Raw genomic sequence first — 24,029 nt, 5'->3', positions numbered from 1 at the left:
GAAAAACAATGCGGCGCTCTTACAGGTTTTTTTGCGTTTTAGAAAGGGGCAGCGCGACACTGCCCCTTATTTCTCGCGAAAAACCCTTGTTTATCGGCGCTTTTACACCGTCATTCTGTCAGTTTTTTGTCAGTCGGCGTGCGGAGTCGGCACCAAGCGCTACAACAAAGTGCCAGAAAGTATGACAATGGCGACGCTGAAATAAATGACAAGACCCGTCACATCGACCAATGTCGCCACGAAAGGCGCTGACGCACTGGCCGGATCGAATCCAAGCCGTTTCAACGCAAAAGGCAGCATTGAGCCAGTCAGCGAGCCGAACATCACGATACAGACGAGCGCCATGCCGACGGTCAGAGCGACCAGAATCCAGTGTTCTCCATAGTCATAGATGCCAATCGTCTGCCACACGGCAATGCGGACAATGCCGATCAGGCCGAGGAAACTGCCGAGAGCAAGCCCGGTCGGCAGTTCGCGCAACGCGACACGCCACCAATCCTTGAGCTTCACTTCCTGCAAGGCCAGCGCACGGATAATCAGCGAGGTGGCCTGCGAACCGGAATTACCGCCCGACGACATGATGAGCGGAATGAACAGCGTCAGCACGAGCGCCTTTTCCAGCTCCATCTCGAAATGCTGCATGGCGCTCGCCGTTAGCATCTCGCCAAGAAACAGAACGCCCAGCCAGCCAGCGCGCTTCTTCAACATTTCGCCGAAGCCAATGCGCATATAAGGCTTGTCCAGCGCCTCCATGCCGCCGAAGCGATAGGCGTCTTCGCTGGCATCTTCGGTGATGGCGTCAAGCACGTCGTCCACCGTCACAATGCCGATGATATGGCGGCTTTCATCCACAACGGGGACGGCCAGAAGATCGTGCTTGCGGAACAGGCGCGCAACGTCTTCGCGGCTGGTGAGTGGCGCAATGGTGATCGGTTCTTCGTCACGGACAATCGACAGAATCGGTTCTTCCGGCTCGCGGATGATCAGGCGGCGCAGGCTGACCACGCCTTCAAGGGCGCGGGACTTCGGATCAACCACGTAAATCGCGTAGACGGTTTCGCGCGTGCGCTCTACCTTGCGAATATGATCGAGCGTCTCGGCCACATTCCAGTTCGACGGCACGGCGATGAATTCGGTCGTCATGAGCGAACCGGCCGTATTCGGCGGATAGCCCATAAGTTTTTTCAGATTGGCCTTGGTTTCCGGGGCCAGAATGGCGAACAGCCGCGCACGGTCACCCTCGTCGAGTTCCTGAAACACGTCCGTCGAACGGTCAGCTGACATACCGTCCAAAAGAAGGCTCGCAAGCCCCGGCGCAAGCGCCGCTACGATTTCGGCGGTACGATGCAGTTCCGGCTGGTCAAGCAGGCGGATGGCATCTTCATGGGTGAGCTGTCCGAAGACGGAGATTGCGTCATCATCTTCGAGCTCGTTCAATAGCTCAACGGCATCGCCCGTATGCATTTCGGCGATACGTGCAGCAATCGCAGCCGCCGGGAGGTCGGCAACATCAAGCACTTCCGGAGAGAAGTTGTTGTCGGTCATTAAGCTTGCCTTTCCGTCGATCCGCCGTCAAAGGCAGATCGTGCAAGCTGACCTCAAGCGATCAGTACACGGCTACCTTGACGGCTGACACAATCGACTGTGACTGTCGCTGGGCATAAGAGAATAAAACTCCGGTTGAAGATTGCTGTCGCAAAGAGACTTCGGACAGCCAGCGTGATGTGCGCTTGGTCGCCCTTAAAGTCAAGCCCCACACAGTAATCTGAAGAGGTTTTTGCGAGCAAGGCGTCGAATGCTGTCGTCTGGCGCCTTAACCGTAAAAGCCGGTTGAACGCCCTTGCTCACCCGACACCGAAACCTTAAGTCTTGACCATCGAATTCATTTGATCCGGAGTTTCATCATGTCCGACAAGCCCACCTATAATCATGCGCTCACAGAATGGACCGGACCGCTGGGCCTGCCGGATTTCACCGCATTCAAAGACGACGATTTCGCGCCAGCCTTTGAGGCAGCGCTCGCATCCGATCTCGCCGAGGTGGAAGCCATTGCCAGCGCAACTGGCGAAGCAACCATCGAAAACACGCTGAAGGCCTTGCAACTGACAGGCAAGGCGCTTGACCATGTGTCGGCCATTTTCTGGATGCGCGCAGGCGCCCATAGCAACGACACCATTCAAGCACTGGAGCGGGAAATTGCGCCGAAAATGTCGCGTCATTATTCGCGCATCATGATGGACCCGGCTTTGTTCGCCCGGATCGACGCGCTCTATGACAATCGCGATCTGCTTGATCTCGACACGGAAACCAAACGCGTTCTGGAAAAGACCTGGAAGGGTTTTGTCCGGTCCGGCGCGAAACTCGATGAAGCTGGCAAGGCGGAACTCGCTGGCATCAACGAGAAGCTTGCCGGTCTCGGTGCACGCTTCGGCCAGAATGTGCTGAAAGACGAGTCGAGCTGGGCACTGTTCATCACCGATGAAGCCGATCTCGCCGGGCTGCCGGATTTTCTGAAAAACGCCATGCAGAGCGCAGCAAGCGAACGCGGCAAACCGGATGCTTATGCAGTTACGCTGTCGCGTTCCATCGTCGAGCCATTCCTCACCTTCTCAGAAAACCGCGCCTTACGCGAGCAGGCTTTCAATGCCTGGGCCAAGCGCGGCGAGAATGGCAACGACTCCGACAATCGCGAGATTGTGCGTGAGATGGTCGAACTGCGCGAGCGCAAGGCCCATCTGCTCGGCTATGCCAATTTTGCAGCCTATAAGCTGGACGACACCATGGCCAAGACGCCAAAGGCCGTCATGGACCTGCTGGAACCCGTTTGGGACAAGGCACGCGCAAAGGCTGGTGAAGAACAGGCAGAGCTTGAGCGCCTGATCGCCGCCGATGGCAGCAATCACAAAGTCGCGCCATGGGACTGGCGTTTCTATGCAGAAAAGTTGCGGGCCGAACGCTTTGCCTTCGACGAGGCCGAGTTAAAGCCTTATCTGCAACTGGAAAAGATCATCGAAGCGAGCTTCGATGTGGCCACGCGCCTGTTCGGCGTTCGCTTCGAAGAGAAGAAGGGCATTGCCGCCTGGCACCCGGACGTGCGCGTGTTTCAGGTTTTCAACCCGGATGGCAGCGAACGCGGTCTTTTCCTCGGCGATTATTTCGCCCGGACATCGAAGCGTTCCGGCGCTTGGATGAGTGCGCTGCAATCCAGCCACAAGCTCGACGGCGGCCAGAAGCCGATCATCTACAATGTGATGAATTTCGCCAAGCCGAAGGCCGGTGAACCCGCCCTGCTGTCGCTCGATGATGCCCGCACGCTGTTCCACGAGTTCGGCCATGCGCTGCACGGACTTCTATCGGATGTGACGTGGCCTGCCGTTTCCGGCACTGCCGTATCGCGCGATTTCGTGGAACTGCCGTCGCAGCTTTACGAACATTGGCTGACCGTACCCGCCGTTCTGGAAAAATACGCCGTGCATTACCGCACCGGCGAAGCAATGCCGAAAGCCCTGCTCGATAAGGTTTTGGCGGCGCGTTCGTTCAATGCCGGTTTCAACACGGTTGAATTTACCGCGTCCGCGCTGGTGGATATGGCTTTCCATACCGGTAATGAGAAGATCGCCGATCCGCTGTCCTTCGAGGCAAAAACGCTCGAAAAGCTTTCCATGCCTGATGCGATCATCATGCGCCACCGCACACCGCATTTCACCCATGTGTTCTCCGGCGATGGCTACTCCGCCGGTTACTATTCCTACATGTGGTCGGAAGTGCTGGATGCGGATGCGTTCTCGGCTTTCGAGGAAACCGGCGACGCTTTCAACCCGGAACTCGCCGCCAAGCTGGAGCAGCACATCTATGCCGCTGGCGGCAGTCGCGACCCGGAAGATCTGTACAAAGCATTCCGCGGCAAGATGCCGACACCGGATGCGATGATCGAAAAGCGCGGGTTGAACTAATCAAGCAAAAGGCCGGGAAACCGGCCTTTTCAGTTCTTATGGGTCAGGATATTGACCAACCGCCCAAAAGGATCGCGTACGAAAAAGCGGCGCACGCCCCAATCCTCATCCGCCGGACCGTATTCGATAGGAAACCCCATCGCGATTGCCTGCTCCAGCGTGGCGTCTACGTCGTCCACCTCGATGGAAAGATCGGGCACCGGCGTGCCCGAACCACCTTCACGCATGATGCTCACCTGCACGCGCGCCTGCGCATCGGTGGCATAGGTCACGATCCAGCCGAAATCCATCGCCACGTCGAGGCCCAACAATTCGCCATAGAAGCGTTTTGCCGCCGCAGGGTCGCTGGCAGCTATATTGGCGACGATGCGACGGACGGCCATCAATATTCGCCGAGCTTTATATCCGGCGTATAGTCAACGCCATCAACTTCCTTCACAACCGGCTGGCCGCACTGCATCACGCCGGTTGCCGCATTGAAGGCATAGGTCGGCGAGCCATGGAGCTGCCAGCCCTTGTTGAGCGCCGCCGTAACGCGGTGGCAAAATGCGGAATCATCCGGTCCGGTGATGAAACGATAGAGCTTCATAGTCTGTCTTCCTTTGTTAAATTTCAGGCCCGCGTTGGTTCTATTTATTACGCATTTCCAAACGCAAAACCGTTTCACACTTTTGCTGGAAATGCTTTCGCGAGCAGCTTTTCGGCCATTGCCAGATGCAGCCGTTCGATCATCTGGCCATCCAGTGACACAACGCCCTTATCCGCATTTTCTGGTTGAGCAAACAGATCGACAACGGCCCGTGCATGCGCCACTTCCTCATCCGTCGGTGAGAAGGCGCGATTGGCGGCCTCGATCTGACCCGGATGAATAAGCGTCTTGCCGTCGAAGCCCATCGCGGCCCCTTGCAAACACTCGGCTTCAAAGCCGACAGAATCGCGAAAATCGTTGAACACGCCATCGAGAACAGTAAACCCGCCTGCTCGCGCCGCGAGAATGATCTGCATCAGCCACGGCACGAGATAAGGCCGCCCGGCTTGCGGGCGAACACCAGTTTCCCGTGCAATATCGTTCGGACCAACAACGAAACAGGCGAGCCGCACTGCCGAGCGATGGCCGAGCATGGCTATTTCATCCGCGTTCAAAATGCCGCGCGGAGTTTCAATCATCGCCCAAACGCCGACAGACGGATCAGCATCCTTGCGATCAAGCCGATTGGCCGCATCGATAATGTCCTGCGGTCGCTCGACCTTCGGCAGGAGAATGGCGTCGGCACCCATATCAGCCGCTGCGGCCACATCATCCTTGCCCCATGGCGTCTCGCCAGAATTGACGCGAATGATCCGCTCAAAGGCCGGTTTCGGATGCGCTGCAAAATGCGCAACCAACGCCTCGCGCGCTGATTGCTTTGCTTCGGGCGCAACGGAATCTTCCAGATCGTAGATCACGCAATCGGCTGCAAGCGTGAGCGATTTTTCCAGCGCGCGCGGATTGGCGGCAGGAACGAACAGAACGGAACGGCGTGGACGAGCGATTGTTTTCATGGCCGATTTGTGCACGGAACTGCGACACGGTGCAAGCCTTGGGAGCGGGTTAAAGCTCCCTTCAAAGCGGGGGCTTGAAATCCGTGCCCTGCCCGCCTATTTTCCAGCCTTCGGTTGAATGCGCCAGCCGCCCGCAGGTTTCAAGCCACGGTAAAGCATTCGAAATACACGTTCCTGTCCCGTGACGGCAGAAACGGCAATGCGGGCACCCGTTCATGAAAACGCCGCTCACAATCAGGAGCGAAAACCATGACCACAGCTTTGACCGCTGGGCACACCACTATTGACTTCAAGCATCAGGCTCGCCGTTTGCGGCAGGCTTTGAGCGAGGAAGGCATCACCATCAGCCACGGTAAGGCGCTTGATCTCGTGGCCCGCCAGTCAGGCACGCGTGACTGGAACACGCTTGCCGCCACGGGCGGCAAGGTGGAAGCAACACCGGTTGCCGCGCAGGACGACACCGCCCCCTACCGTGTCGGCCAGCGCATCTCCGGCATGTTTCACACCACGCCCTTCGACGCTCGTATTATAGCCGTCGAGGAAACAATCAAGCCCGACCTGTGGCGGATCACATTGCAATTCGACCCGGCGATCGATGTCGCCGTTTCGCCAAATATGTCGATGCGGCGCCGGCGCTTTACCATTGTTGTCGGCAGTGACGGAAAATCCCGCCGCCTGACCGGCAGCGAGAGCGGCGGTGTGGCGTTGAACGTCCAATAATTGCGGATGCGGCATTTACAGCGCATGATTCAGAAAGGTTGACGGGATTTCCCGACAGGATTATGCGCAGTAATCAACTATCGAACCGTCCGGATCGCCTCAAAACGGTCTGGATGGTTCGATAAATTCGCCGCAGGTTGCGACCTATTGGGCAGTTTGGGCCTGAAACGTTGACTCTCGGCAATGCTGATGTAAACCAGTTCGCAATATAGCAAATACCCAACCGACAGGTTCAGGACATGGATAAGTTCACCAAGCTCACCGGCGTCGCCGCTCCCCTGCCGATCGTCAACATCGACACGGATATGATCATTCCGAAGGATTACCTGAAGACGATCAAGCGCACGGGCCTGAGCAAGGGACTGTTTGCGGAAATGCGCTTTAATGAAGACGGTTCCGAAAACCCTGATTTCGTGCTGAACAAGCCCGGCTATCGCAATGCCCAGATCCTGGTTGCAGGCGATAATTTCGGCTGCGGCTCCTCGCGCGAGCACGCCCCTTGGGCTCTGCTCGATTTTGGTATCCGTTGCGTGATTTCGACCTCGTTTGCCGACATCTTCTATAATAACTGCTTCAAGAACGGCATTCTGCCGATCAAGGTCAGCCAGGAAGATCTCGACAAGCTGATGGACGACGCCTCGCGCGGTGCCAATGCCACCCTCACCGTCGATCTCGAAGCAAAGGAAATTCATGGCCCTGACGGCGGCACGATTTCCTTCGATCTCGACGACTTCAAGCGCCACTGCCTGCTCAACGGTCTGGACGATATCGGCCTGACCATGGAAAAGGCAAAGAGCATCGACACGTTCGAAGCCAAGCGCGCCGAACTGCGTCCCTGGGCCTGATGACACACAATGCAATTTACGCGGCCTTTAAGCCCTGTGGCCTGAGCAATTGAATAGGACACGATTGGCTGGAATGGCCCGAGAAGATCAAAGCGGCGACTGGGCGGGACGTTTCTCGCCCTCGCTGGACGAAGTTGAATCCATCGCGATTGAAGCTCTTGCGCATCTGCCGCAGGAGTTTCGTGCGTTGTGCGGCGACATCATCATCCAGATCGCCGATTTTCCTGAAGACCAGATCATCGAGGATATGGGGCTGGACACGCCATTCGACCTGCTCGGCCTTTTTGAAGGTCGCGGCATTGGCGAGCGTTTCAGCCTGCAGACCGGCGATGGTCCCAACCGCATCACGCTCTATCGTCGCGCCATTCTGGATTACTGGTCTGAAAATCAGGAGACGCTGGGCGATATCGTCACCCATGTGCTTATCCATGAGATCGGCCATCACTTTGGCCTGTCGGATGACGACATGGAAGCCATCGAAGCCCAGGCAGAATAATTTCTGCCGAATATCAATTCAAAAAGGCGCCCTGATCGGGCGCCTTTTTGTTTGGGTCAGGCGACGCTCAAGCGCACGTCGATATTACCGCGCGTGGCATGCGAATAAGGGCAAACAATGTGAGCCGCATTGACCAGCTCCTGCGCCTTTGCCTTCTCGACACCCGGAAGCGCCACTTCAAGCGCAACATCGAGACCGAAGCCGGTGCCGTCTTCGCGCGGGCCGATGCCAACGGTTGCTGTCACAGTGCTGTCGGCAGCAATGGCAACCTTTTCCTTCGAAGCAACAAACTTCAGCGCGCCAAGGAAGCAGGCCGCATAGCCGGACGCAAAAAGCTGCTCGGGATTGGTGCCCTCGCCGCCCTGACCACCGAGTTCCTTCGGCGTGTCGAGAACGACGCTAAGACGACCATCTGCGGTCTTGGCGCTGCCCGTGCGTCCGCCGGTTGCTGTGGACTGGGTGGTGTAGAGAATAGCCATTCGATTTCTCCTTCGGTGATAATTTGTCTCCGAAGACAAGCTATCGAAAATTAAATTGTGCGCAATCTAATTTTGCAAAATCATTTCTCACAATTAAGTGATGCACAATGCAATTGCGCATGATTTATGGTATGAAGGATATGCGCTGGAACAGCGCTCGAAGGAATTGGCGCATGACACAGGACTCTTTTCTCAAACTTTCAAACATGCTCTGCTTTGCGATTTATTCGACCGCAAATGCGCTGACGCGCGCATACCAGCCGATCTTGAGCAAACTGGACCTGACCTATCCGCAGTTCCTGGTGATGCTGGTGCTGTGGGAAAAGGACGACCAGACCGTTTCCGAAATCGGCGCGAAGCTCCATCTCGATTCAGGGACGCTGACGCCACTCCTGAAACGGCTTGAAACGGCAGGACGCATCACGCGCCGCCGCGATCCACAGGACGAACGGCAAGTGCGCATCACACTTACGGACGAAGGACTTATGTTACGGGAAGCGGCTGAATCTGTACCGGATCAAATTCTCTGTGCGCTCGGTCAGCCCGTCGATGAGCTGAAGGATTTGCGCTCCCGCCTGCTCGACATTCGCGGCAATCTTGCCGACAGCGTGGAACGCTAGATATTCGCCGCAAAATAAAAGCGCCGGTTTCCCGGCGCTTTTGCATTTCACTACATAACAAGCTCTATCAGGCAGCAAGCGCCTTTGGCTTGATCAGGCCGCGAGCGACCAACAGTTCTGCAATCTGGATCGTATTGAGCGCTGCGCCCTTGCGCAGATTGTCCGAGACGACCCACATGGCCAGACCGTTTTCGACAGTAATGTCTTCACGGATACGGCTGATATAAGTCGCGTCTTCACCAGCAGATTCATATGGCGTGATGTAGCCGCCGTCTTCGCGCTTGTCGATAACCTGGCAACCCGGCGCTTCGCGCAGGATTTCGCGGGCTTCTTCCGGCGAAAGCGGGTTTTCGAACTCGATATTCACCGCTTCCGAATGACCGATGAAGACAGGAACGCGCACTGCGGTTGCCGTCAGCTTGATCTTCGGATCGAGCATCTTCTTGGTTTCGGCCACCATCTTCCATTCTTCCTTGGTGTAACCGTCTTCCATGAAGACATCGATGTGCGGGATCACGTTGAACGCAATGCGCTTGGTGAACTTCTTCGCCGTGACCGGGTCAGCAACGAACACAGCGCGCGACTGTTCGAACAGCTCGTCCATACCTTCCTTGCCCGCGCCGGAAACCGACTGGTAGGTCGAAACGACGACGCGCTTGATCTTGGCAGCGTCATGCAGCGGCTTCAGCGCAACAACGAGCTGCGCAGTCGAGCAGTTCGGGTTGGCAATAATGTTCTTCTTGGTGAAGCCCGTGATGGCATCCGGGTTTACTTCCGGCACGATCAGCGGCACGTCCATGTCGTAACGCCAGGCCGACGAATTATCGATGACGACGCAGCCCTGCTTGCCGATCTTCGGCGACCATTCCTTCGAAATATTGCCGCCAGCAGACATCAGGCAAATGTCCGTGTCGGAAAAATCGTAAGTGTCGAGCGCGCGAACCTTCAGCGTCTTGTCGCCGTAAGATACTTCCGTGCCCTGGCTGCGACGCGATGCGAGCGCCACAACTTCATCGGCTGGAAAACCGCGTTCTTCTAGAATATTGAGCATTTCGCGCCCGACATTACCGGTGGCGCCGACTACTGCTACCTTGAAACCCATTTTTCGTCTCCTGTCCCTCTCCGCTTCCAGATCCGGAACCCCGCAGGCCACGCGGGTTTTCCGTCCCCGGGCCAGACCCGGGGAGAGGGCGAGCAGGCCAAGGGAATCAGACCGTTTTCGTGGTCGTTTTAGTGATGGCCGTGAGTTTTTTGGTAATCGAAGGCATGCGTACTGCTCCGGCATTCATGCCGGCAGTTCCAGACGAAACTGACGCTACGTTAACGCGTTGCACGCGAGTTCTCCTTCGTTCGGCATTGCTTTTACGCGCTTTATGAATGGAGTCAATTCTCCACCGCTTCCGCCCTGTATTTTTTTGCACCGCAAGCAAAACCGGCGGGCGTCAAGCTGTCGATTTTGTCTCATACTAAAGACTACTGCCCGAATCTCCTTTTTAGGTTCATCATAATTTGGTGAGGAGTGCGCCTCACTTGTTGGGATACAAGGCGGCGCATCGGACTGGTTACATTTGTACGTCGAATGAACCCCAGTCTTGCATTGCCCTTTAAGGGCTCTGTTTGGGAGGACAGATTAATGGCAGTCTCGTCAAGTGCCGATGTCGGCACGCAGAAAATGACGGGCGAAGAACGCAAAGTCATCTTTGCATCGTCGCTTGGTACCGTCTTCGAATGGTACGACTTTTACCTTTACGGAACGCTCGCTTCCTTTATCGGCGCAGCCTTCTTCAACGAATATCCCGAAGCAACGCGCAACATCTTCGTCCTGCTGGCTTTTGCGGCGGGCTTTCTGGTGCGTCCGTTCGGTGCGCTCGTCTTCGGTCGCCTTGGCGATCTCGTCGGACGCAAATACACCTTTCTCGTCACCATCGTCATCATGGGCGCATCGACCTTTTTGGTCGGTCTTCTGCCTGGTTCGGCAACGCTCGGCATTCTGGCGCCCATCATCCTGATCGTGCTGCGCATGCTTCAGGGTCTCGCACTCGGTGGCGAATATGGTGGCGCGGCAACCTATGTCGCAGAACATGCGCCGAATAACCGTCGCGGTTTCTTCACCTCGTGGATTCAGACCACTGCAACGCTTGGCCTGTTCCTGTCGTTGCTGGTGATCCTCGGCATCCAGACTATGATGAGCAAGGAAGCCTTTGCCGCCTGGGGCTGGCGTATTCCGTTCCTCGTCTCGGTTCTCCTGCTCGGTATTTCCGTCTGGATCCGCATGCAGATGAGCGAGTCGCCTGCGTTCAAGCGCATGAAGGAAGAAGGCAAGACCTCGAAGGCTCCGCTATCCGAAGCTTTCGGCCAGTGGAAAAATGCCAAGATCGCGCTTATCGCATTGTTCGGCCTCACCGCCGGTCAGGCCGTGGTCTGGTATTGCGGCCAGTTCTACGCATTGTTCTTCCTTCAGAACGTTTTGAAGGTGGAAAATCAGTCGGCCAATATCATGGTTGCTATCGCCCTGCTGCTCGGCACCGGCGGCTTCGTCTTCTTCGGCTGGCTGTCGGACAAGATCGGCCGTAAGCCGATCATCATGGCGGGCCTGCTTCTGGCGGCTGTAACCTACTTCCCGCTGTTCAAGGCGCTGACCAATGCCGCAAATCCGGCGCTGGCGCAGGCTGAGCAGACCATCAAGGCAACCGTCACCGCGGCCCCTGGCGATTGTAACTTCCAGTTCAACGCCACCGGCACGTCCAAGTTTACCAGCTCCTGCGATGTTGCGACCAGCTTCCTCGCCAAGAGCTCGGTGCCTTACGAAGTCGTGCAGACCGCTGCGGCTGGAACGCCTGCAACCGTCACCATCGGCGACGCGACGATTACGTCCTTTGATGCCGTTCAGGCTGGTGCAGGTGCTGCCGGCAAGCAGGCTGAACTCGCTCATGGCGTGAACCTGGCTCTCCAGAAGGCAGGCTTCCCACTGGTCCGCGATCCTGCCAAGGTGCCGGACAGCAAGCTTGACGCCTTCCTGGCCGCCAATCCGGAACTCCAGCTGAGTGCTGATGCTGTCCGCGGTGGCGATAAGGCGATGGTTCCTGCTGCCGATCTGGTCAAGCAGAAGCTCCTGACCCAGACTGAAGCCGAAGGTCTCGGCGTCAGCACCGATCAGGCCGTCTACACCATTCCGAATGCAGGCGCATTCAAGATGGTGGCAGACCCTGCCAAGGTGAACTGGGTCATGACGATTGCGATCCTGACCATCCTCGTCATCTATGTGACGATGGTTTATGGCCCAATCGCTGCAATCCTGGTGGAAATGTTCCCGACCCGCATCCGCTACACCGGCATGTCGCTGCCTTACCATATCGGCAATGGCTGGTTCGGTGGTCTGCTTCCGGCTGGCGTGTTCGCACTCAGCGCGGCCAAGGGCGACATCTACTATGGCCTCTGGTATCCGATCGTCATCGCCTCCATCACCTTCGTGATCGGCATGATCTTCGTGAAGGAAACCAAGGGCGTCGATCTGCACAAGCTCGACTAATCCGGCAATAACGACAATGCGAAACGCCGCCCCGAAAGGGCGGCGTTTTTGCGTACACCCAACGAATTTTCAGCGATATTGCGCTTCGATCTCAATCAGTTTCTGCTTGCGCCAGAGACCGCCGCCATAGCCGGTCAATGATCCGTCGGCGCCGATCACGCGATGACACGGTATGATGATGGCAATCTGATTGGCACCATTGGCCCGCGCAACAGCCCTCACCGCAAGCGGCTTGTCGATTGCTTGCGCCAACTCGCTATAGCTGCGTGTTTCCCCTGCCCCAATCGTCTGAAGTTCCCGCCACACGGACTGCGTGAACGCGCTGCCATGCAAGACCATGGGCAGATCGAAGGTCGGCGACTTGCCTGCAAAGAAAGCATTCAGCTGCCGCTCGACCAGATCATGCGTGTTGAAGCGACCAATACCGATATCTCCACGAGAAGTCGCATAGAGTTTCTTCAACTCGGAAGAGAGCGCCTTGCGGTCGGCAAATTCCAGCAGATGCAGGTTTTTCGCATCGCAAATGGCAATCATCGTTCCGAGCGGCGACTTGATCCAATCGGCGCGCAACAGACCGTCGCCGCGCAGTTTTGCGGGAGGAAGACCAAGAATACGGCCAAAGGCGCTGCGGAACGCCTCCGGCGATTCAAAGCCCGCATCGATCTGCGCGTCGATGACCCGGCCTCCGTCAGCCAATGCCTGAAAGCCGTGACGCAAACGTTCCTGCCGCGCCATTTCCAGAAATGTCATGCCGAAATGTCGCCGGAAGCTGCGCCGCACGGTGGAGAGATCAAGCCCCATGCGCGCGACATCATCTTCGCTCCATCGCCGTTCGGGATCGGCTTCCAGAGCATCGAGCAATCTCTTGATGGAAGGCTCCGCTTCGGCTGCAGGCTGCAACGGATGGCACCTTTTGCAGGCGCGAAAACCATCCGCCATGCATTCGGCAACCGAAGCGAAAAAACGGCAGTTTTCCCGGCGCGGCTTGCGCGCCGGGCAAGTCAGGCGGCAAAAAATGCCGGTGGAAACGACACCGACGTAGGCCCTGCCCTCATAAGAGGCATCGCGGGCCAACAGCGCGTCGTAAAGTTTGTCTTGGTTTGGAAGCGTGAACAACATGACACGCATTCTTATCCGTCTATGCAGAAATTACAGCCTCAAATCGGGCGTTTATTTCAATAAGAAAAAGCCCGCCGGAACTATCCGGCGGGCTTTCCAATTTCGCAATTCTTCAGCGGGTGATTAAGCCGAAAGCGCCTTGAATTTGGCGAGGATCGCATCACCCATTTCGGTGGTGCCAACCTTGGTTGTGCCTTCCGACCAGATGTCCGCCGTGCGGATGCCATCGTCCAGAACACCGGCAATCGCTGCTTCCAGACGGTCGGCTTCGGCAACCAGATTGAACGAATAACGCAGGCACATGGCCAGCGACGCGATCATGGCGATCGGGTTTGCAATGCCCTTGCCAGCGATATCCGGTGCGGAGCCATGGACCGGCTCGTAAAGCGCCTTGCGCTTGCCGGTCTTGGCATCGACTGCGCCAAGCGAAGCCGACGGCAACATGCCGAGCGAACCGGTCAGCATGGCAGCGACGTCCGACAGCATGTCACCGAACAGATTGTCGGTCACGATGACGTCGAACTGCTTCGGCCAGCGGACGAGCTGCATGCCGCCAGCGTCGGCCAGCATGTGTTCCAGTTCCACGTCGGAATGCTTTTCCTTGTGACGCGCGGTGACGACCTGATTCCAGAGCACGCCCGACTTCATCACATTGCGCTTTTCCATCGAGGTGACCTTGTTGCGGCGCGTGCGCGCCAGCTCAAAAGCCACATCGGTGATGCGCTCGATTTCGTAGGTGTCATAAACCTGCGTGTCGATCCCGCGCTTCTGGCCGTTGCCGAGGTCGATGATTTCCTTCGGCTCGCCGAAGTAAACGCCGCCGGTCAATTCGCGCAGGATAAGAATGTCGAGGCCTTCGATCACTTCCGGCTTCAGCGAAGAGGAATGTGCGAGCGCCGGATAGCAAATGGCCGGACGCAAGTTTGCGTAAAGCTGCATGTCCTTGCGCAGGCGCAGAAGACCGGCTTCCGGGCGCACTTCATAAGGCACGCTATCCCACTTCGGGCCGCCAACAGCGCCAAACAGCGTGGCATCGGCTGCCAGCGCCTTCTCCATATCGGCATCCGAAATCGCCTGACCGTGCGCGTCGTAAGCGCAGCCGCCAACCAGACCTTCTTCGGTTTCAAAGCCGAGCTTAAGGTCCGAATTGAGGTAAGCGATGATCTTGCGGACTTCCGCCATGGCTTCGGGACCGATGCCATCGCCGGGCAGGAGAAGAAGTTTTCTGGTTGCCATAATGCCAAGCCTCTGTTTTTCAATGCACAATTACGAAAAACCGGGCGTCTTCCGAAATTGTTTTTCAAAGTTCCGGGAGGGTTATAGAGCCCTGTTGCGTGGCAGGCAACAATCAGCAGGCATGAAACTTATGAAAAAGATCGAGGCTTGTGCAGAAATTAAATAACCTATGCTGACACTCAGTCCACAAGCGTCCGCGCTTCGGATGGCAGCATGATGGGTATGCCGCCGCGCACCGGATAGGCAAGCTTTGCCTTGCGCGAAATCAGTTCGCTGTGCTCCGCGTCATATTCCAGCGCGCCTTTGGTCAGCGGACAGACAAGCAGTTCCAGAAGGCGCACATCGATGCTGCCGGTTTCAGTTTTATCATTCACCATTTCATATCCTCCGGATCATTGCAGGCGCGATCCGTAATCGTCGTCTTTCACTCTCGCCAGCACCATTTCCGTAATGGCGATCAGCGTCGCAGCACGCGTCTTGAGGTCGGGCGCCTCCAGCAATGCCTGCTTTTCGGCAGGCCCAAAGGGCGACATGATCGACAGCGCATTGACGAGCGTTTCATTTCCGGCGCGGGAGATGCTTTCCCAGTCGGCTTCCAGATTATGCGCTTCCAGATAGTCGCGGAAGGCACGAAGCAGCGCTTCACGGTCGATATCAGCCGTGTCGCGCGCCTCTTCCAGATCGGCCAGAAACGGCATGATCCGGCACTGGCGATAAGGCTGGCGGCAATTGACCTCCTCCTTGATACGGAAACGGCAAATGCCCTGAAGCGTGATCAGAAGCCGTCCGTCGCCGGTCTCCGCATAGGTCGTTATGCGACCGAGACACCCAATGCTGCTCAGCGGCGGACGAAGGCTTTCGTCCAGTTCATTGACGCCCTCGTCGTCGTCGTCATCGATTTGCGGCTGGATCATGCCGATGATCCGCTTTCCGGCAAGCGCGTTTTCCACCATCGCCAGATAACGCGGCTCGAATATGTTCAGCGGCAGTTGGCCGCCGGGCAAAAGCAGGGCACCTTTCAGCGGAAATATCGGAACCAGGTCCGGAATGTCGGAACCCGTTCTGTAGCGGGCATTACCCACTTGCATTGCAACCTCCTTTGGGATGCTTCGCGCAATCCACGCGCGCAGCATCCTGACAGTCAGATTTCCCGCCGCTTTTATCGCCTACGAAAACAGCAGCGAAGACAGCTTCCGGCGGGCCGAAAGCGTCGCCGGGTCCGTATTGCCCCATGCTTCGAAGAACTGGAGCAGTTGCTTACGCGCGCCATCCTCGTTCCAGCTGCGGTCGGCCTTCATGATGGCCAGCAGTTCGTTGGCGGCATCGTCGCGACGGCCCTGCGCATTGCGCACCTGCGCCAGATCGAAACGCGCCTGATAGTCCTGCGGATCAGCCTGAAGACGCTTTTCCAATTCAACCGGGTCACCAATCAGCTTGACCTGATCGGCAAGCGCCAGCTTGGCTTCGAGCGCGCGCACCGATACGGCATTCTGCTTATCGGCAGGAATGGCGGCCAGAATTTCGCGTGCCTGTTCGGCATCGCCCGATTCCAGAACGCAAGACGCCAGACCGACAATCGCATCGACATTGTCGGGCGCGGCTTGAAGAATGGAACTGAAAATCTCACCAGCCTGAACGTAATCGCCGGATTCAAGCAGTTCCTGCCCGGCTGTTACCGCCTCGGCAATCGCGCTTTCCTGATCGCTTGGCCCGCCGATCTTGGCGATGAATTCCTTCACCTTCGATTCCGGCAGTGCACCCATGAAGCCATCAACCGGCTGGCCGTTGACGAAGGCGATAACCGCCGGGATGGACTGGATGCCAAGCTGGCCCGGAATGGACGGGTGATCGTCGATGTTCATCTTGACAAGCTTGACCACGCCGCCCGCTTCCTTGACGGCCTTTTCGATAACCGGCGTCAGCTGCTTGCAGGGCCCGCACCACGGAGCCCAAAAATCGACCAGAACCGGCTGCTGGCGCGATTCGGCCAGCACATCGGTCTGAAATGCCGCAGTCGTCGTATCCTTGATCAGATCCGCCCCGCCCACGGGTGCCGGCGCCGAACCGAAAGAAACATTTGCCGTCATCTGGCCGCCCGTATTGGCGTAAGGATTGTTCTGGCTGGTCATGGAATATTCCTCATATCTTCCGGCCCTGTTCATGCACCCCGCATCAAGGCCGGTGTCGATCTTTTCAGTTCGTGCTTGTCAATTTGTATCTGTTCCGGCGGATTTCAAGACGCGTAGTCTATACCGTTGCGTCTGCCTTCGCACCTTCTGATACTGCAAGGATACGTGGTTCGTGACCGGTCGATTTCAGGAAGGCGATGAGGTCTTCGCGCCGGATCGAGGTGGTGGCTTCGTTGGTCAGCGGGTGTCCGTTGATGACATCATATTTCATCAGATCCGCATCGATGACGACCTGAACATTGTGGTCGCGGTCGTTGATCGCGCCGAACACTGTCACCGATCCCGGAATGACACCCAGATATTCCAGCAGCTTTTCCGGTTTGCCAAACGAAACGCGGCTTGCCGCACCGATCACCTGATGGATCGACTTCAGATCGACCACGGCATCTTCCTCCACGGTCACGAGAAAGAAATTGTCCTTCTTGTCCTTCAGGAACAGGTTTTTGGTGTGTCCGCCGGGAATTTCGCCACGCAAGCCTTGAGAATCCGCAACCGTGAACAAAGGCGGGTGTTCCACGGTCGTCACCTCGATACCGAGATTTTGCAGATAGTCGAGAAGCTCCTTCGGCGACAAAGCCATGATTCCACCCATTTCCATTCAATATTCAAATTGTTCCGTTCAGGTTTATAGACCATGGCATGCACGGCTGTAACCACCCGAACCGAACTTTGGACAATCTCCGGAAAACGACATTTTATTGTAATTTCCCTGTTGCATTCCGAAATGCCTTAGTCCATATAGCGCCTGCCTGATGGAAACGACTTCCTTCGGAAACGTTTTCAGGTCGAAACTGGCGCGAGCGGGTGTAGCTCAGGGGTAGAGCACAACCTTGCCAAGGTTGGGGTCGAGGGTTCGAATCCCTTCGCCCGCTCCAGTTTCCAGCAAGGCAACGATCAAAATCCCGGCTTCGTCCGGGATTTTTGCTTTTGTGGGTTTCCTTTCGAACAGATTCAGCGCTGCCAGCAAACTGAGCTAGCGCTCAGTTGCCGACAAATTCGAACTTGTCCACGTCCACCAGACCGCGATCCGTGATTTTCAGATGTGGGATAACCGGCAGTGCGACAAAGGCCAGTTGCAGGAATGGTTCTTCCAGAACCGAGCCCAGTTCTTCGGCAGCATGGCGCAGCTTGCGCAATTCCTCCCGCACCACCTCATAAGGCTGGTCGCTCATCAGTCCGGCGATGGGCAAAGGTAGTTCGGCCAGCACCTTGCCATCGCGAACCACCACGAAACCGCCTTCGATCTCGCCAAGCCGGTTGGCGGCGACCGCAATATCCTCGTCCGATGTGCCGACGGCACAAATATTGTGGCTGTCATGGCTGACAGTTGAAGCAATGGCTCCCGCTTTCAACCCGAAACCATGCACAAAACCGGTGGCGATATTGCCATTCTTGCCGTGGCGCTCAACCACCGCGATTTTCACAACATCCTGTTCGAGATCGGGTTCAACACCCTTCGATCCGACTTTCAGCTCGAATTCGAGGCTTTCGGTGATGATCTTGCCGGGAATGATGCCAATGGCGCGCGTCTTGCCGCTGTTGGAATGCGAACGGAAATTGGCAGCACTGACACGCTGCGCCTTCACGCTGTTGCGCCCCACTTCGGCGATTGTCTTGCGCTGGGCAAAAAGCTCTTCCGAAACCACACGTCCTGCCGAGAGGACGATCGCGGCATGACAACCTTCCAGACTGTCCACGATCACGAGATCGGCGCGCTGCCCCGGCGCTACCAGCCCCCGGTCAAAAAGGCCAAATGCACGGGCCGCCGAAACACTGGCCGCACGATAGATGGCCAAAGGCGACACGCCGCCCGCAATAGCGGTGCGGATCAGATAATCGAGATGGCCCTGATCAGCGATATCGAGCGGATTGCGGTCGTCGGTGCAAAGCGCCAGAAACTGCGCGTGGCGCTCGGTGATGATCGGCATCAGCGCCTTGAGGTCCTTGGAAACCGAACCTTCGCGGACCAGAACATGCATGCCCTTGCGCATCTTCTCCAGCGCTTCTTCGGCACTTGTCGCCTCATGTTCGGTACGAATGCCGACGGAAATGTAGCCGTTCAGGTCCTTGCCGCGCAGCAGTGGTGCATGACCGTCGATGTGTCGCCCCTGAAATGCGTTGAGTTTGGCCATGCATTCGGGGTCTTTGGCCAGAACACCCGGAAAATTCATGAACTCGGCCAGACCGATCACCTTTGGATGATCCGCGAAGGGCAGAAGATCGCCGATCAGCAGTTCCGCACCCGCCGTTTCCATATGGGTGGCAGGCACGCAGCTTGACAGCTGAACGCGGATATCCATCACGGTTTCCAGCGCGCTGTCGAGGAAGAACTTAATGCCCTCCGCGCCCAGAACATTGGCGATTTCATGCGGATCGCAGATCACCGTCGTCACGCCTTGCGGCAGTACGCAGCGATCGAATTCATGCGGCGTGATGTGCGAGGATTCGATGTGCAGATGCGTATCGATAAAGCCCGGCACGACGATGCGCCCCGAAATGTCGATTTCCTGCTTGCCGGAATAGGTCCCGAACGTGCCGACAATGCGATCCCCGCAGATTGCAATATCGCTTTCCACCAGCTCGCCGGTGACAAGATCGAAGAAGCGGCCACCCTTCAGCACGATATCGGCAGGCTCGCGGCCCACGCCTTGATCGATCATCCGTTCCAGCATCGCTTACTCCATTCACAACTGAATCAATTCGAAAGAGGTTATCATAATGCAAGACGCGGCGGTAAGGTCGCCCTTCCGCCGCGCCGTCGATAACAATACCGCGTTGTCAGCGGCGATATTCCATGATGCGGCTGCGGCTCAAAACCAGTTCGAGACGATTACCGTCGAGCTGGTGCAGACAGACGCGCCGCGTCCACGGGCCGTCTTGCAGCGTGAAGAGCGCCCGTCCATTGCCCATGTCTTCCAGCGGTATGGCGCGGCGTGTGGGACCGATTCCCCAAATGACATGCCCGTCCCTGATATCGAAACTGGCGCCATAAGCCGATGCCTGCCAGTGGCCATCCAGTTCTCTTCCGGCAGGCGACACCGATGCCGGATTCAGGCGACACGGGGCATAGCCGATTTCACCTTCCAGCACGTCACCCGTCCAGCGCAGCTTGACCGGCGACGACGCAGAAAGGGACGAGAACCAGCCATCACCAACGCTGTAGAGCGTTTCTTGGGCATCAAGGCAATTGGCGACGCCATTGCGCATTTCCAGCCATAGCGACCCGGTTTCGGCAACGTACAATCCGTCCGGGATCGTGCAATCGGTATCGGGCAGCTGCAAACTATAGAGGGCGGCCATACAATCGCGCGCGATCCTATAAGTGTCGGCGTCTTCCCGGTTGGACACAACAACCATGCCGCTTTTCGCAAGCGGATCGAGCAGAAAATAGCTCTTGTAACCGGGATGCGAACCGCCATGGCCGACAAATGCCCGTCCGTCCACGCCGTTCCAGCGCAGGCCCAGACCATAGCCGGTCGGACGTCCGTTCGACAGGGTGCGTTCCGCAGAGAGTTTTGCGAGCAATCCCCTGTAAGCACCCTCGCCTTCCAGAAGCGCTTGCGCCCAGATCGTCAAGGCCATGCCGCTGCCGACCAGACAACCCGAAGCGGAAAGATGCAAGCCAGCAGCGCTCAATTGCCACTTGTCGCCCGCCTGAAAGTAACCCGGCGCCAATCCCTTGATCGGATCGTTCCACAGATCGGGCGCATCAATTGAAAGGCCAAGCGGTGCCGCAACTTTGGCCTTTATGAAATCGCGAAAGCTTAAGCCTTTGCGTTCCAGCGCGGCTTCCACCAGCCGATAGCCGGTATTGGAATAGGAAATTTCGCTGCCTGCTTCAAAATTGAGCCGCGTCAGCGATGCTATAAAATCCAGAAGCTGGTTTGCTTCAGTCTGCGTGTAGACGGAAAGACCAAGCAGTGTCAGGCATTCGCGCGTATCAGGCAGGCCGCCGGTCATATCCAGCGCACGGCCCACGCTCACATCCGCCAGCGGGCTTTGCAGTTCCGGCAGATGGTCACCGAGACGATCATCGAGGCTTATGACATCGCTATGGCTCAGAACCATGGCGCAGAACAAATGCTTGGTGATGGACGCGTAGCGCACGACCGTATTGGCCGTAAAGGGAACCCCCGTTGCGAGGCTTTCCAGCCCGCCCGCATAAGCGAATTTGACCCCGTCCAGATCAAAACCGATAATCACACCGCCGGGCTCATCCTTCGCCCAGCTTCTCGAATAGACCTTCGCAGCCTGTGAGGCAGCGTTCCAGTCCGCATGCATTGGCATAAAATCTCCGTCAGACAGCTCTTGCATTTCAACGCTCCCTGCATGCGCAATTCCCCCGCCGCCGAGCTGTTCCACAATCCCGGATGCCGAATGTTCACTGTCTCAAGAAACATCGCAGCACCATAGCATGGGATCGTAGCCGACCGCAGATAAATGGGATTCTCTTGTCCACGCAAGACCGCCTCACTGTACGGTGTGAGACACATGGCGCAGAAAACTCGTTTGCAATTTGCCCTCAGCGGGTCCACTACGCCATTGAACTGAATGATCAGCGTGAAGGAAAACTCCCAACATGGCGACAGAACAATTGATTCCGGTATTCGATGGGCACAATGATGTTCTGCTGCGCCTGTGGTCTTCCAACAAGCCTACGCCTGAAAAGCGCTTCCTGGAAGGCGAAGATGTCGGGCATATCGACCTGCCCCGCGCCCGCAAGGGGGGCCTCGGCGGTGGACTATGCGCGGTCTATGTTCCGTCTCCTGCCCGTGAGCTTGACGCCGACGGCAATCTGCCAACGCCAAGCCAGCCCGATGCCATGAAGGCGACGCTGGGCATGGCGTCCATTCTGCAGAACATCGAACGCAAGTCGGAAGGGCAGGTCCGCATCTGCCGGACGGCTGCGGACATTCGCGACGCTTTTGCCAAGGGCATCTTTGCTTCCGTTTTTCACATTGAAGGGGTGGAAGCTTTCGATGAAAGCCTCGATGCGCTTTATGTGCTGCACGCAGCCGGCCTCCGAACGCTCGGCCCTGTCTGGAGCCGCCCCAATATTTTTGCCCATGGCATTCCCTTCCGTTTTCCATCATCGCCCGATATCGGGGCGGGCCTGACCGATCACGGCAAGGCGCTGATCCGCGCCTGCAATGAACTGAAGGTCATGGTCGATCTTTCCCATATGAATGAAAAAGGCTTCTGGGATATTGCCGCTCTATCCGATGCACCGCTGGTTGCGTCGCACTCCAATGCCCATGCGCTTTGCCAGCAAAGCCGCAATCTCACCGACCGGCAGCTTGACGCCATTCGCGATACCGGTGGTCTTGTCGGCCTGAATTTCGGCGTCGGCTTTCTGCGCGAAGATGGCAAACGCGACCCGAATACCGATCTGAACGAGCTGGTGCGCCATGCCGACTATATCGTCAACCGCATCGGCATCGATCACATCGCGCTTGGTTCGGACTTCGACGGCACGACGATCTCGAACAGCCTGCATAGCGTCGCCGACCTTCAGCGTGTGATCCAAACCTTCCGGGCACATGGTTATGACGATGCATCCCTCGTCAAACTGGCCCATGGAAACTGGATTGACGTGCTGGAGCGCAGCTGGGGCCAATAAGACCGAAACAATTCTGCGAATCCAGACAAAGTATCGAGGAGGCATTCCGGGCCTCCTATATTTTTTGCTCAAGACAGCAACACCCGTCTCCTGTAACGTCATAAAACCTCCGCAGTTAATCCACAGCCACTCACAATTTTTCGCGGGGCTTTCGATTTTTTTCTTTTCGATAGCTACTATTTTCGGGTTTACTCTGACATAGGTGAAATCGAAGGTTGATCCTTCCCTAAAAATTGCATTCATATAAGCGTAATAACGATAATGCAGGTTCCGGAGTTATCGCGAGCAGGCTTCGCTGTTCCTGATATTCACGCAACCTCAACTCCGAGGAGGAAACATGCTTACCCGTCTGATCTCGACCTCTGCGCTTACAGGCGCGCTTGCTCTTTGCATCGGTTCGCAGGCATTTGCCCAGACCGAGTTGTCCTGGTGGCACGGCATGACCGGCGCCAACAACGAAATGATCAACGAACTCACCAAGGAGTTCAACGAAAGCCAGAGCGATTACAAGGTTGTTCCGGTCTATAAAGGCAGCTATCCGGAAACGTTGAACGCTGGCATTGCCGCGTTCCGTTCCAAGCAGCCGCCGGCAATTCTTCAGGTCTTCGACGCTGGCAGTGGCGTGATGATGGGTGCAGAGGGTGCCGTGGTTCCGGCAGCGGAAGTGCTGGAAAAGGGCGGCTTCAAGTTCGACAAGTCGCAATATCTGCCGGGTATCGTCGCTTATTACTCCAAGCCGGACGGCACCATGCTGTCCTTCCCGTATAATTCCTCGTCGCCAATCCTCTATTACAACAAGGATGCCTTCAAGAAGGCTGGTCTGGATGAGAACAACCCGCCAAAGACCTGGCCGGAAGTGTTTGAAGCCGCCAAAAAGATCAAGACGAGCGGCGCTGCGGCTTGCGGTTTCACCTCGACCTGGCTGACCTGGATCCAGACCGAAAACTTCGCAGCCTGGAACAACGTGCCCTATGGCACCAACGAAAACGGCCTCGGCGGCACCGATGTGAAGCTGGAAATCAATTCCCCGCTTTACATCCAGCATTTCCAGTCGATTGCCGATCTCGCCAAGGATGGCACTTTCCGCTATGGCGGTCGCACCTCGGAAGCAAAGCAGCTCTTCACCTCGGGCGAATGCGCCATGCTGACGGAATCGTCCGGTGGTCTCGGCGATGTGGTCAAATCCGGCACCAATTACGGTATCGGCCAGCTGCCCTATTATGAAGGTCATGGGCCTCAGAACACCATTCCCGGCGGTGCGGCTCTCTGGGTTTTCGCTGGCCTCAGCGACGACCAGTACAAGGGCATTGCGCAGTTCTTCAACTTCCTGTCGCAGACCAAGATTCAGGTCAAGCTGCACGAGAAGTCCGGCTATCTGCCGGTGACGCTGGCGGCTTACGAAGAAACCAAGAAGTCGGATTTCTATGAAAAGAATCCGGGGCGCGAAACGCCGATCCTGCAGATGATGGGCAAGGCCCCGACCGAGAACTCCAAGGGCGTGCGCCTCGTCAATCTGCCGCAGGTGCGCGATATCCTGAACGAAGAGTTCGAAGCCATGCTCGGCGGCAAGCAGGACGCGAAGACCGCGCTAGAAAACGCTGTCAAGCGTGGAAACGATGCGATCGCAGCCGCACAATAAGTTTTAAATCAAGCAATGCCGCCTGCTCTTAATCGAGTGGGC

At 56.9% G+C, this 24,029-nt stretch carries 22 protein-coding genes and 1 tRNA gene; 9 read left to right on the top strand and 14 right to left on the bottom strand.

Annotated features, from left to right (window positions below; all coding sequences use genetic code 11):
* Window positions 1-159 precede the first annotated feature (159 nt).
* On the bottom strand, window positions 160-1,545 hold the full coding sequence (gene mgtE / locus D8666_RS13015; protein ID WP_109367293.1) for a magnesium transporter: 1,386 nt from the start codon (window positions 1,543-1,545) through the stop codon (window positions 160-162).
* Between the two features lie 359 nt (window positions 1,546-1,904).
* Here mgtE and D8666_RS13010 point away from each other — a divergent pair, with 359 nt between their 5' ends.
* Window positions 1,905-3,953, top strand: a complete 2,049-nt coding sequence (locus tag D8666_RS13010) for a M3 family metallopeptidase (protein ID WP_109367292.1) — start codon at window positions 1,905-1,907, stop codon at window positions 3,951-3,953.
* Between the two features lie 29 nt (window positions 3,954-3,982).
* On the opposite strand, the gene D8666_RS13005 is transcribed toward D8666_RS13010, so the two are convergent.
* The 3 genes from D8666_RS13005 to D8666_RS12995 all read right to left on the bottom strand — a co-directional run bounded on the left by D8666_RS13005 (window position 3,983) and on the right by D8666_RS12995 (window position 5,495).
* Complete coding sequence (locus D8666_RS13005) at window positions 3,983-4,336, bottom strand: VOC family protein (RefSeq protein ID WP_109367291.1); 354 nt, start codon at window positions 4,334-4,336, stop codon at window positions 3,983-3,985.
* Entirely contained in the window at window positions 4,336-4,542 is a 207-nt protein-coding gene (locus D8666_RS13000) for a DUF1737 domain-containing protein (protein WP_109367290.1), read from the bottom strand. The genes D8666_RS13005 and D8666_RS13000 overlap by 1 nt, the downstream gene beginning before the upstream one ends.
* A gap of 74 nt (window positions 4,543-4,616) precedes the next feature.
* The gene (locus D8666_RS12995) at window positions 4,617-5,495 is read right to left on the bottom strand and encodes an HpcH/HpaI aldolase/citrate lyase family protein (RefSeq protein ID WP_109367289.1); all 879 of its coding nucleotides are present in this window, start codon (window positions 5,493-5,495) and stop codon (window positions 4,617-4,619) included.
* A gap of 249 nt (window positions 5,496-5,744) precedes the next feature.
* Between D8666_RS12995 and D8666_RS12990 the strand changes: the two genes are divergently transcribed.
* The 3 genes from D8666_RS12990 to D8666_RS12980 all read left to right on the top strand — a co-directional run bounded on the left by D8666_RS12990 (window position 5,745) and on the right by D8666_RS12980 (window position 7,556).
* Window positions 5,745-6,215: a glyoxalase superfamily protein gene (locus tag D8666_RS12990; RefSeq protein ID WP_109367288.1), complete on the top strand. Its 471-nt coding sequence runs from the start codon at window positions 5,745-5,747 to the stop codon at window positions 6,213-6,215.
* A 239-nt stretch (window positions 6,216-6,454) separates the two neighbouring features.
* Window positions 6,455-7,060: a 3-isopropylmalate dehydratase small subunit gene (leuD, locus tag D8666_RS12985; protein ID WP_109367287.1), complete on the top strand. Its 606-nt coding sequence runs from the start codon at window positions 6,455-6,457 to the stop codon at window positions 7,058-7,060.
* Between the two features lie 73 nt (window positions 7,061-7,133).
* Window positions 7,134-7,556 (top strand): metallopeptidase family protein, encoded by a 423-nt coding sequence (locus D8666_RS12980; RefSeq protein ID WP_109367286.1) that lies wholly within the window; start codon window positions 7,134-7,136, stop codon window positions 7,554-7,556.
* Between the two features lie 56 nt (window positions 7,557-7,612).
* Here the strand turns inward: D8666_RS12980 and D8666_RS12975 are convergent, their stop codons facing one another.
* Window positions 7,613-8,035 carry an organic hydroperoxide resistance protein gene (locus D8666_RS12975; protein WP_109367285.1) on the bottom strand — a complete coding sequence of 141 codons (423 nt, stop codon included), beginning with the start codon at window positions 8,033-8,035 and terminating at the stop codon, window positions 7,613-7,615.
* A 173-nt stretch (window positions 8,036-8,208) separates the two neighbouring features.
* On the opposite strand from D8666_RS12975, the gene ohrR reads away from it, so the two are divergent.
* Window positions 8,209-8,655: a transcriptional regulator OhrR gene (gene ohrR, locus D8666_RS12970; RefSeq protein WP_121538362.1), complete on the top strand. Its 447-nt coding sequence runs from the start codon at window positions 8,209-8,211 to the stop codon at window positions 8,653-8,655.
* 67 nt (window positions 8,656-8,722) lie between these two features.
* Here the strand turns inward: ohrR and D8666_RS12965 are convergent, their stop codons facing one another.
* Window positions 8,723-9,757, bottom strand: a complete 1,035-nt coding sequence (locus tag D8666_RS12965; protein ID WP_109367284.1) for an aspartate-semialdehyde dehydrogenase — start codon at window positions 9,755-9,757, stop codon at window positions 8,723-8,725.
* 531 nt (window positions 9,758-10,288) lie between these two features.
* On the opposite strand from D8666_RS12965, the gene D8666_RS12960 reads away from it, so the two are divergent.
* Window positions 10,289-12,184 carry an MFS transporter gene (locus D8666_RS12960; RefSeq protein WP_109367283.1) on the top strand — a complete coding sequence of 632 codons (1,896 nt, stop codon included), beginning with the start codon at window positions 10,289-10,291 and terminating at the stop codon, window positions 12,182-12,184.
* A gap of 69 nt (window positions 12,185-12,253) precedes the next feature.
* Here D8666_RS12960 and D8666_RS12955 read toward each other — a convergent pair whose 3' ends face one another.
* From D8666_RS12955 to D8666_RS12930, 6 genes are all read right to left on the bottom strand, one after another.
* Complete coding sequence (locus D8666_RS12955; protein WP_109367979.1) at window positions 12,254-13,303, bottom strand: bifunctional transcriptional activator/DNA repair enzyme AdaA; 1,050 nt, start codon at window positions 13,301-13,303, stop codon at window positions 12,254-12,256.
* Between the two features lie 123 nt (window positions 13,304-13,426).
* The gene (gene leuB, locus D8666_RS12950) at window positions 13,427-14,539 is read right to left on the bottom strand and encodes a 3-isopropylmalate dehydrogenase (RefSeq protein ID WP_078336896.1); all 1,113 of its coding nucleotides are present in this window, start codon (window positions 14,537-14,539) and stop codon (window positions 13,427-13,429) included.
* Between the two features lie 179 nt (window positions 14,540-14,718).
* The gene (locus D8666_RS12945) at window positions 14,719-14,913 is read right to left on the bottom strand and encodes a Trm112 family protein (RefSeq protein ID WP_109367978.1); all 195 of its coding nucleotides are present in this window, start codon (window positions 14,911-14,913) and stop codon (window positions 14,719-14,721) included.
* 18 nt (window positions 14,914-14,931) lie between these two features.
* Complete coding sequence (locus D8666_RS12940; protein ID WP_109367977.1) at window positions 14,932-15,627, bottom strand: LON peptidase substrate-binding domain-containing protein; 696 nt, start codon at window positions 15,625-15,627, stop codon at window positions 14,932-14,934.
* 78 nt (window positions 15,628-15,705) lie between these two features.
* Entirely contained in the window at window positions 15,706-16,668 is a 963-nt protein-coding gene (gene trxA / locus D8666_RS12935; RefSeq protein ID WP_109367282.1) for a thioredoxin, read from the bottom strand.
* Window positions 16,669-16,786: 118 nt separating this feature from the next.
* Entirely contained in the window at window positions 16,787-17,308 is a 522-nt protein-coding gene (locus D8666_RS12930; protein ID WP_109367976.1) for a prolyl-tRNA synthetase associated domain-containing protein, read from the bottom strand.
* A gap of 220 nt (window positions 17,309-17,528) precedes the next feature.
* Here D8666_RS12930 and D8666_RS12925 point away from each other — a divergent pair.
* Window positions 17,529-17,603 (top strand) — tRNA-Gly (locus tag D8666_RS12925).
* A 105-nt stretch (window positions 17,604-17,708) separates the two neighbouring features.
* On the opposite strand, the gene ade is transcribed toward D8666_RS12925, so the two are convergent.
* Both ade and D8666_RS12915 read right to left on the bottom strand, forming a co-directional pair.
* Window positions 17,709-19,400 (bottom strand): adenine deaminase, encoded by a 1,692-nt coding sequence (ade, locus tag D8666_RS12920; RefSeq protein WP_109367281.1) that lies wholly within the window; start codon window positions 19,398-19,400, stop codon window positions 17,709-17,711.
* A 106-nt stretch (window positions 19,401-19,506) separates the two neighbouring features.
* Window positions 19,507-21,015: a serine hydrolase domain-containing protein gene (locus tag D8666_RS12915; protein ID WP_109367280.1), complete on the bottom strand. Its 1,509-nt coding sequence runs from the start codon at window positions 21,013-21,015 to the stop codon at window positions 19,507-19,509.
* A gap of 292 nt (window positions 21,016-21,307) precedes the next feature.
* Here D8666_RS12915 and D8666_RS12910 point away from each other — a divergent pair, with 292 nt between their 5' ends.
* Together D8666_RS12910 and ugpB are read left to right on the top strand one after the other, a co-directional pair.
* Complete coding sequence (locus tag D8666_RS12910; RefSeq protein WP_109367279.1) at window positions 21,308-22,348, top strand: dipeptidase; 1,041 nt, start codon at window positions 21,308-21,310, stop codon at window positions 22,346-22,348.
* A gap of 337 nt (window positions 22,349-22,685) precedes the next feature.
* Window positions 22,686-23,987, top strand: coding sequence for a sn-glycerol-3-phosphate ABC transporter substrate-binding protein UgpB (ugpB, locus tag D8666_RS12905; protein WP_167836081.1), 1,302 nt, complete (start codon window positions 22,686-22,688; stop codon window positions 23,985-23,987).
* Window positions 23,988-24,029 lie beyond the last annotated feature (42 nt).

Source organism: Ochrobactrum soli (genome assembly GCF_003664555.1).
Lineage (GTDB): Bacteria > Pseudomonadota > Alphaproteobacteria > Rhizobiales > Rhizobiaceae > Brucella > Brucella teleogrylli.
The sequence above is the reverse complement of the archived record's forward strand: the minus strand, read 5'-3'. Positions and strand labels throughout refer to the sequence as shown.

What these genes read in the sequence shown, in the direction of transcription:
- D8666_RS12930 (WP_109367976.1), bottom strand. Translation starts at nt 17,308, where the DNA reads ATGGCTTTGTCGCCGAAGGAGCTTCTCGACTATCTGCAAAATCTCGGT.
- D8666_RS12915 (WP_109367280.1), bottom strand. Translation starts at nt 21,015, where the DNA reads ATGCCAATGCATGCGGACTGGAACGCTGCCTCACAGGCTGCGAAGGTC.
- leuB (WP_078336896.1), bottom strand. Translation starts at nt 14,539, where the DNA reads ATGGCAACCAGAAAACTTCTTCTCCTGCCCGGCGATGGCATCGGTCCC.
- ohrR (WP_121538362.1), top strand. Translation starts at nt 8,209, where the DNA reads ATGACACAGGACTCTTTTCTCAAACTTTCAAACATGCTCTGCTTTGCG.
- D8666_RS13010 (WP_109367292.1), top strand. Translation starts at nt 1,905, where the DNA reads ATGTCCGACAAGCCCACCTATAATCATGCGCTCACAGAATGGACCGGA.
- ugpB (WP_167836081.1), top strand. Translation starts at nt 22,686, where the DNA reads ATGCTTACCCGTCTGATCTCGACCTCTGCGCTTACAGGCGCGCTTGCT.
- D8666_RS13005 (WP_109367291.1), bottom strand. Translation starts at nt 4,336, where the DNA reads ATGGCCGTCCGTCGCATCGTCGCCAATATAGCTGCCAGCGACCCTGCG.
- D8666_RS12965 (WP_109367284.1), bottom strand. Translation starts at nt 9,757, where the DNA reads ATGGGTTTCAAGGTAGCAGTAGTCGGCGCCACCGGTAATGTCGGGCGC.
- leuD (WP_109367287.1), top strand. Translation starts at nt 6,455, where the DNA reads ATGGATAAGTTCACCAAGCTCACCGGCGTCGCCGCTCCCCTGCCGATC.
- D8666_RS12995 (WP_109367289.1), bottom strand. Translation starts at nt 5,495, where the DNA reads ATGAAAACAATCGCTCGTCCACGCCGTTCCGTTCTGTTCGTTCCTGCC.
- D8666_RS12960 (WP_109367283.1), top strand. Translation starts at nt 10,289, where the DNA reads ATGGCAGTCTCGTCAAGTGCCGATGTCGGCACGCAGAAAATGACGGGC.
- D8666_RS13000 (WP_109367290.1), bottom strand. Translation starts at nt 4,542, where the DNA reads ATGAAGCTCTATCGTTTCATCACCGGACCGGATGATTCCGCATTTTGC.
- D8666_RS12955 (WP_109367979.1), bottom strand. Translation starts at nt 13,303, where the DNA reads ATGTTGTTCACGCTTCCAAACCAAGACAAACTTTACGACGCGCTGTTG.
- D8666_RS12980 (WP_109367286.1), top strand. Translation starts at nt 7,134, where the DNA reads ATGGCCCGAGAAGATCAAAGCGGCGACTGGGCGGGACGTTTCTCGCCC.
- mgtE (WP_109367293.1), bottom strand. Translation starts at nt 1,545, where the DNA reads ATGACCGACAACAACTTCTCTCCGGAAGTGCTTGATGTTGCCGACCTC.
- ade (WP_109367281.1), bottom strand. Translation starts at nt 19,400, where the DNA reads ATGCTGGAACGGATGATCGATCAAGGCGTGGGCCGCGAGCCTGCCGAT.
- D8666_RS12990 (WP_109367288.1), top strand. Translation starts at nt 5,745, where the DNA reads ATGACCACAGCTTTGACCGCTGGGCACACCACTATTGACTTCAAGCAT.
- D8666_RS12975 (WP_109367285.1), bottom strand. Translation starts at nt 8,035, where the DNA reads ATGGCTATTCTCTACACCACCCAGTCCACAGCAACCGGCGGACGCACG.
- D8666_RS12940 (WP_109367977.1), bottom strand. Translation starts at nt 15,627, where the DNA reads ATGCAAGTGGGTAATGCCCGCTACAGAACGGGTTCCGACATTCCGGAC.
- D8666_RS12910 (WP_109367279.1), top strand. Translation starts at nt 21,308, where the DNA reads ATGGCGACAGAACAATTGATTCCGGTATTCGATGGGCACAATGATGTT.
- trxA (WP_109367282.1), bottom strand. Translation starts at nt 16,668, where the DNA reads ATGACCAGCCAGAACAATCCTTACGCCAATACGGGCGGCCAGATGACG.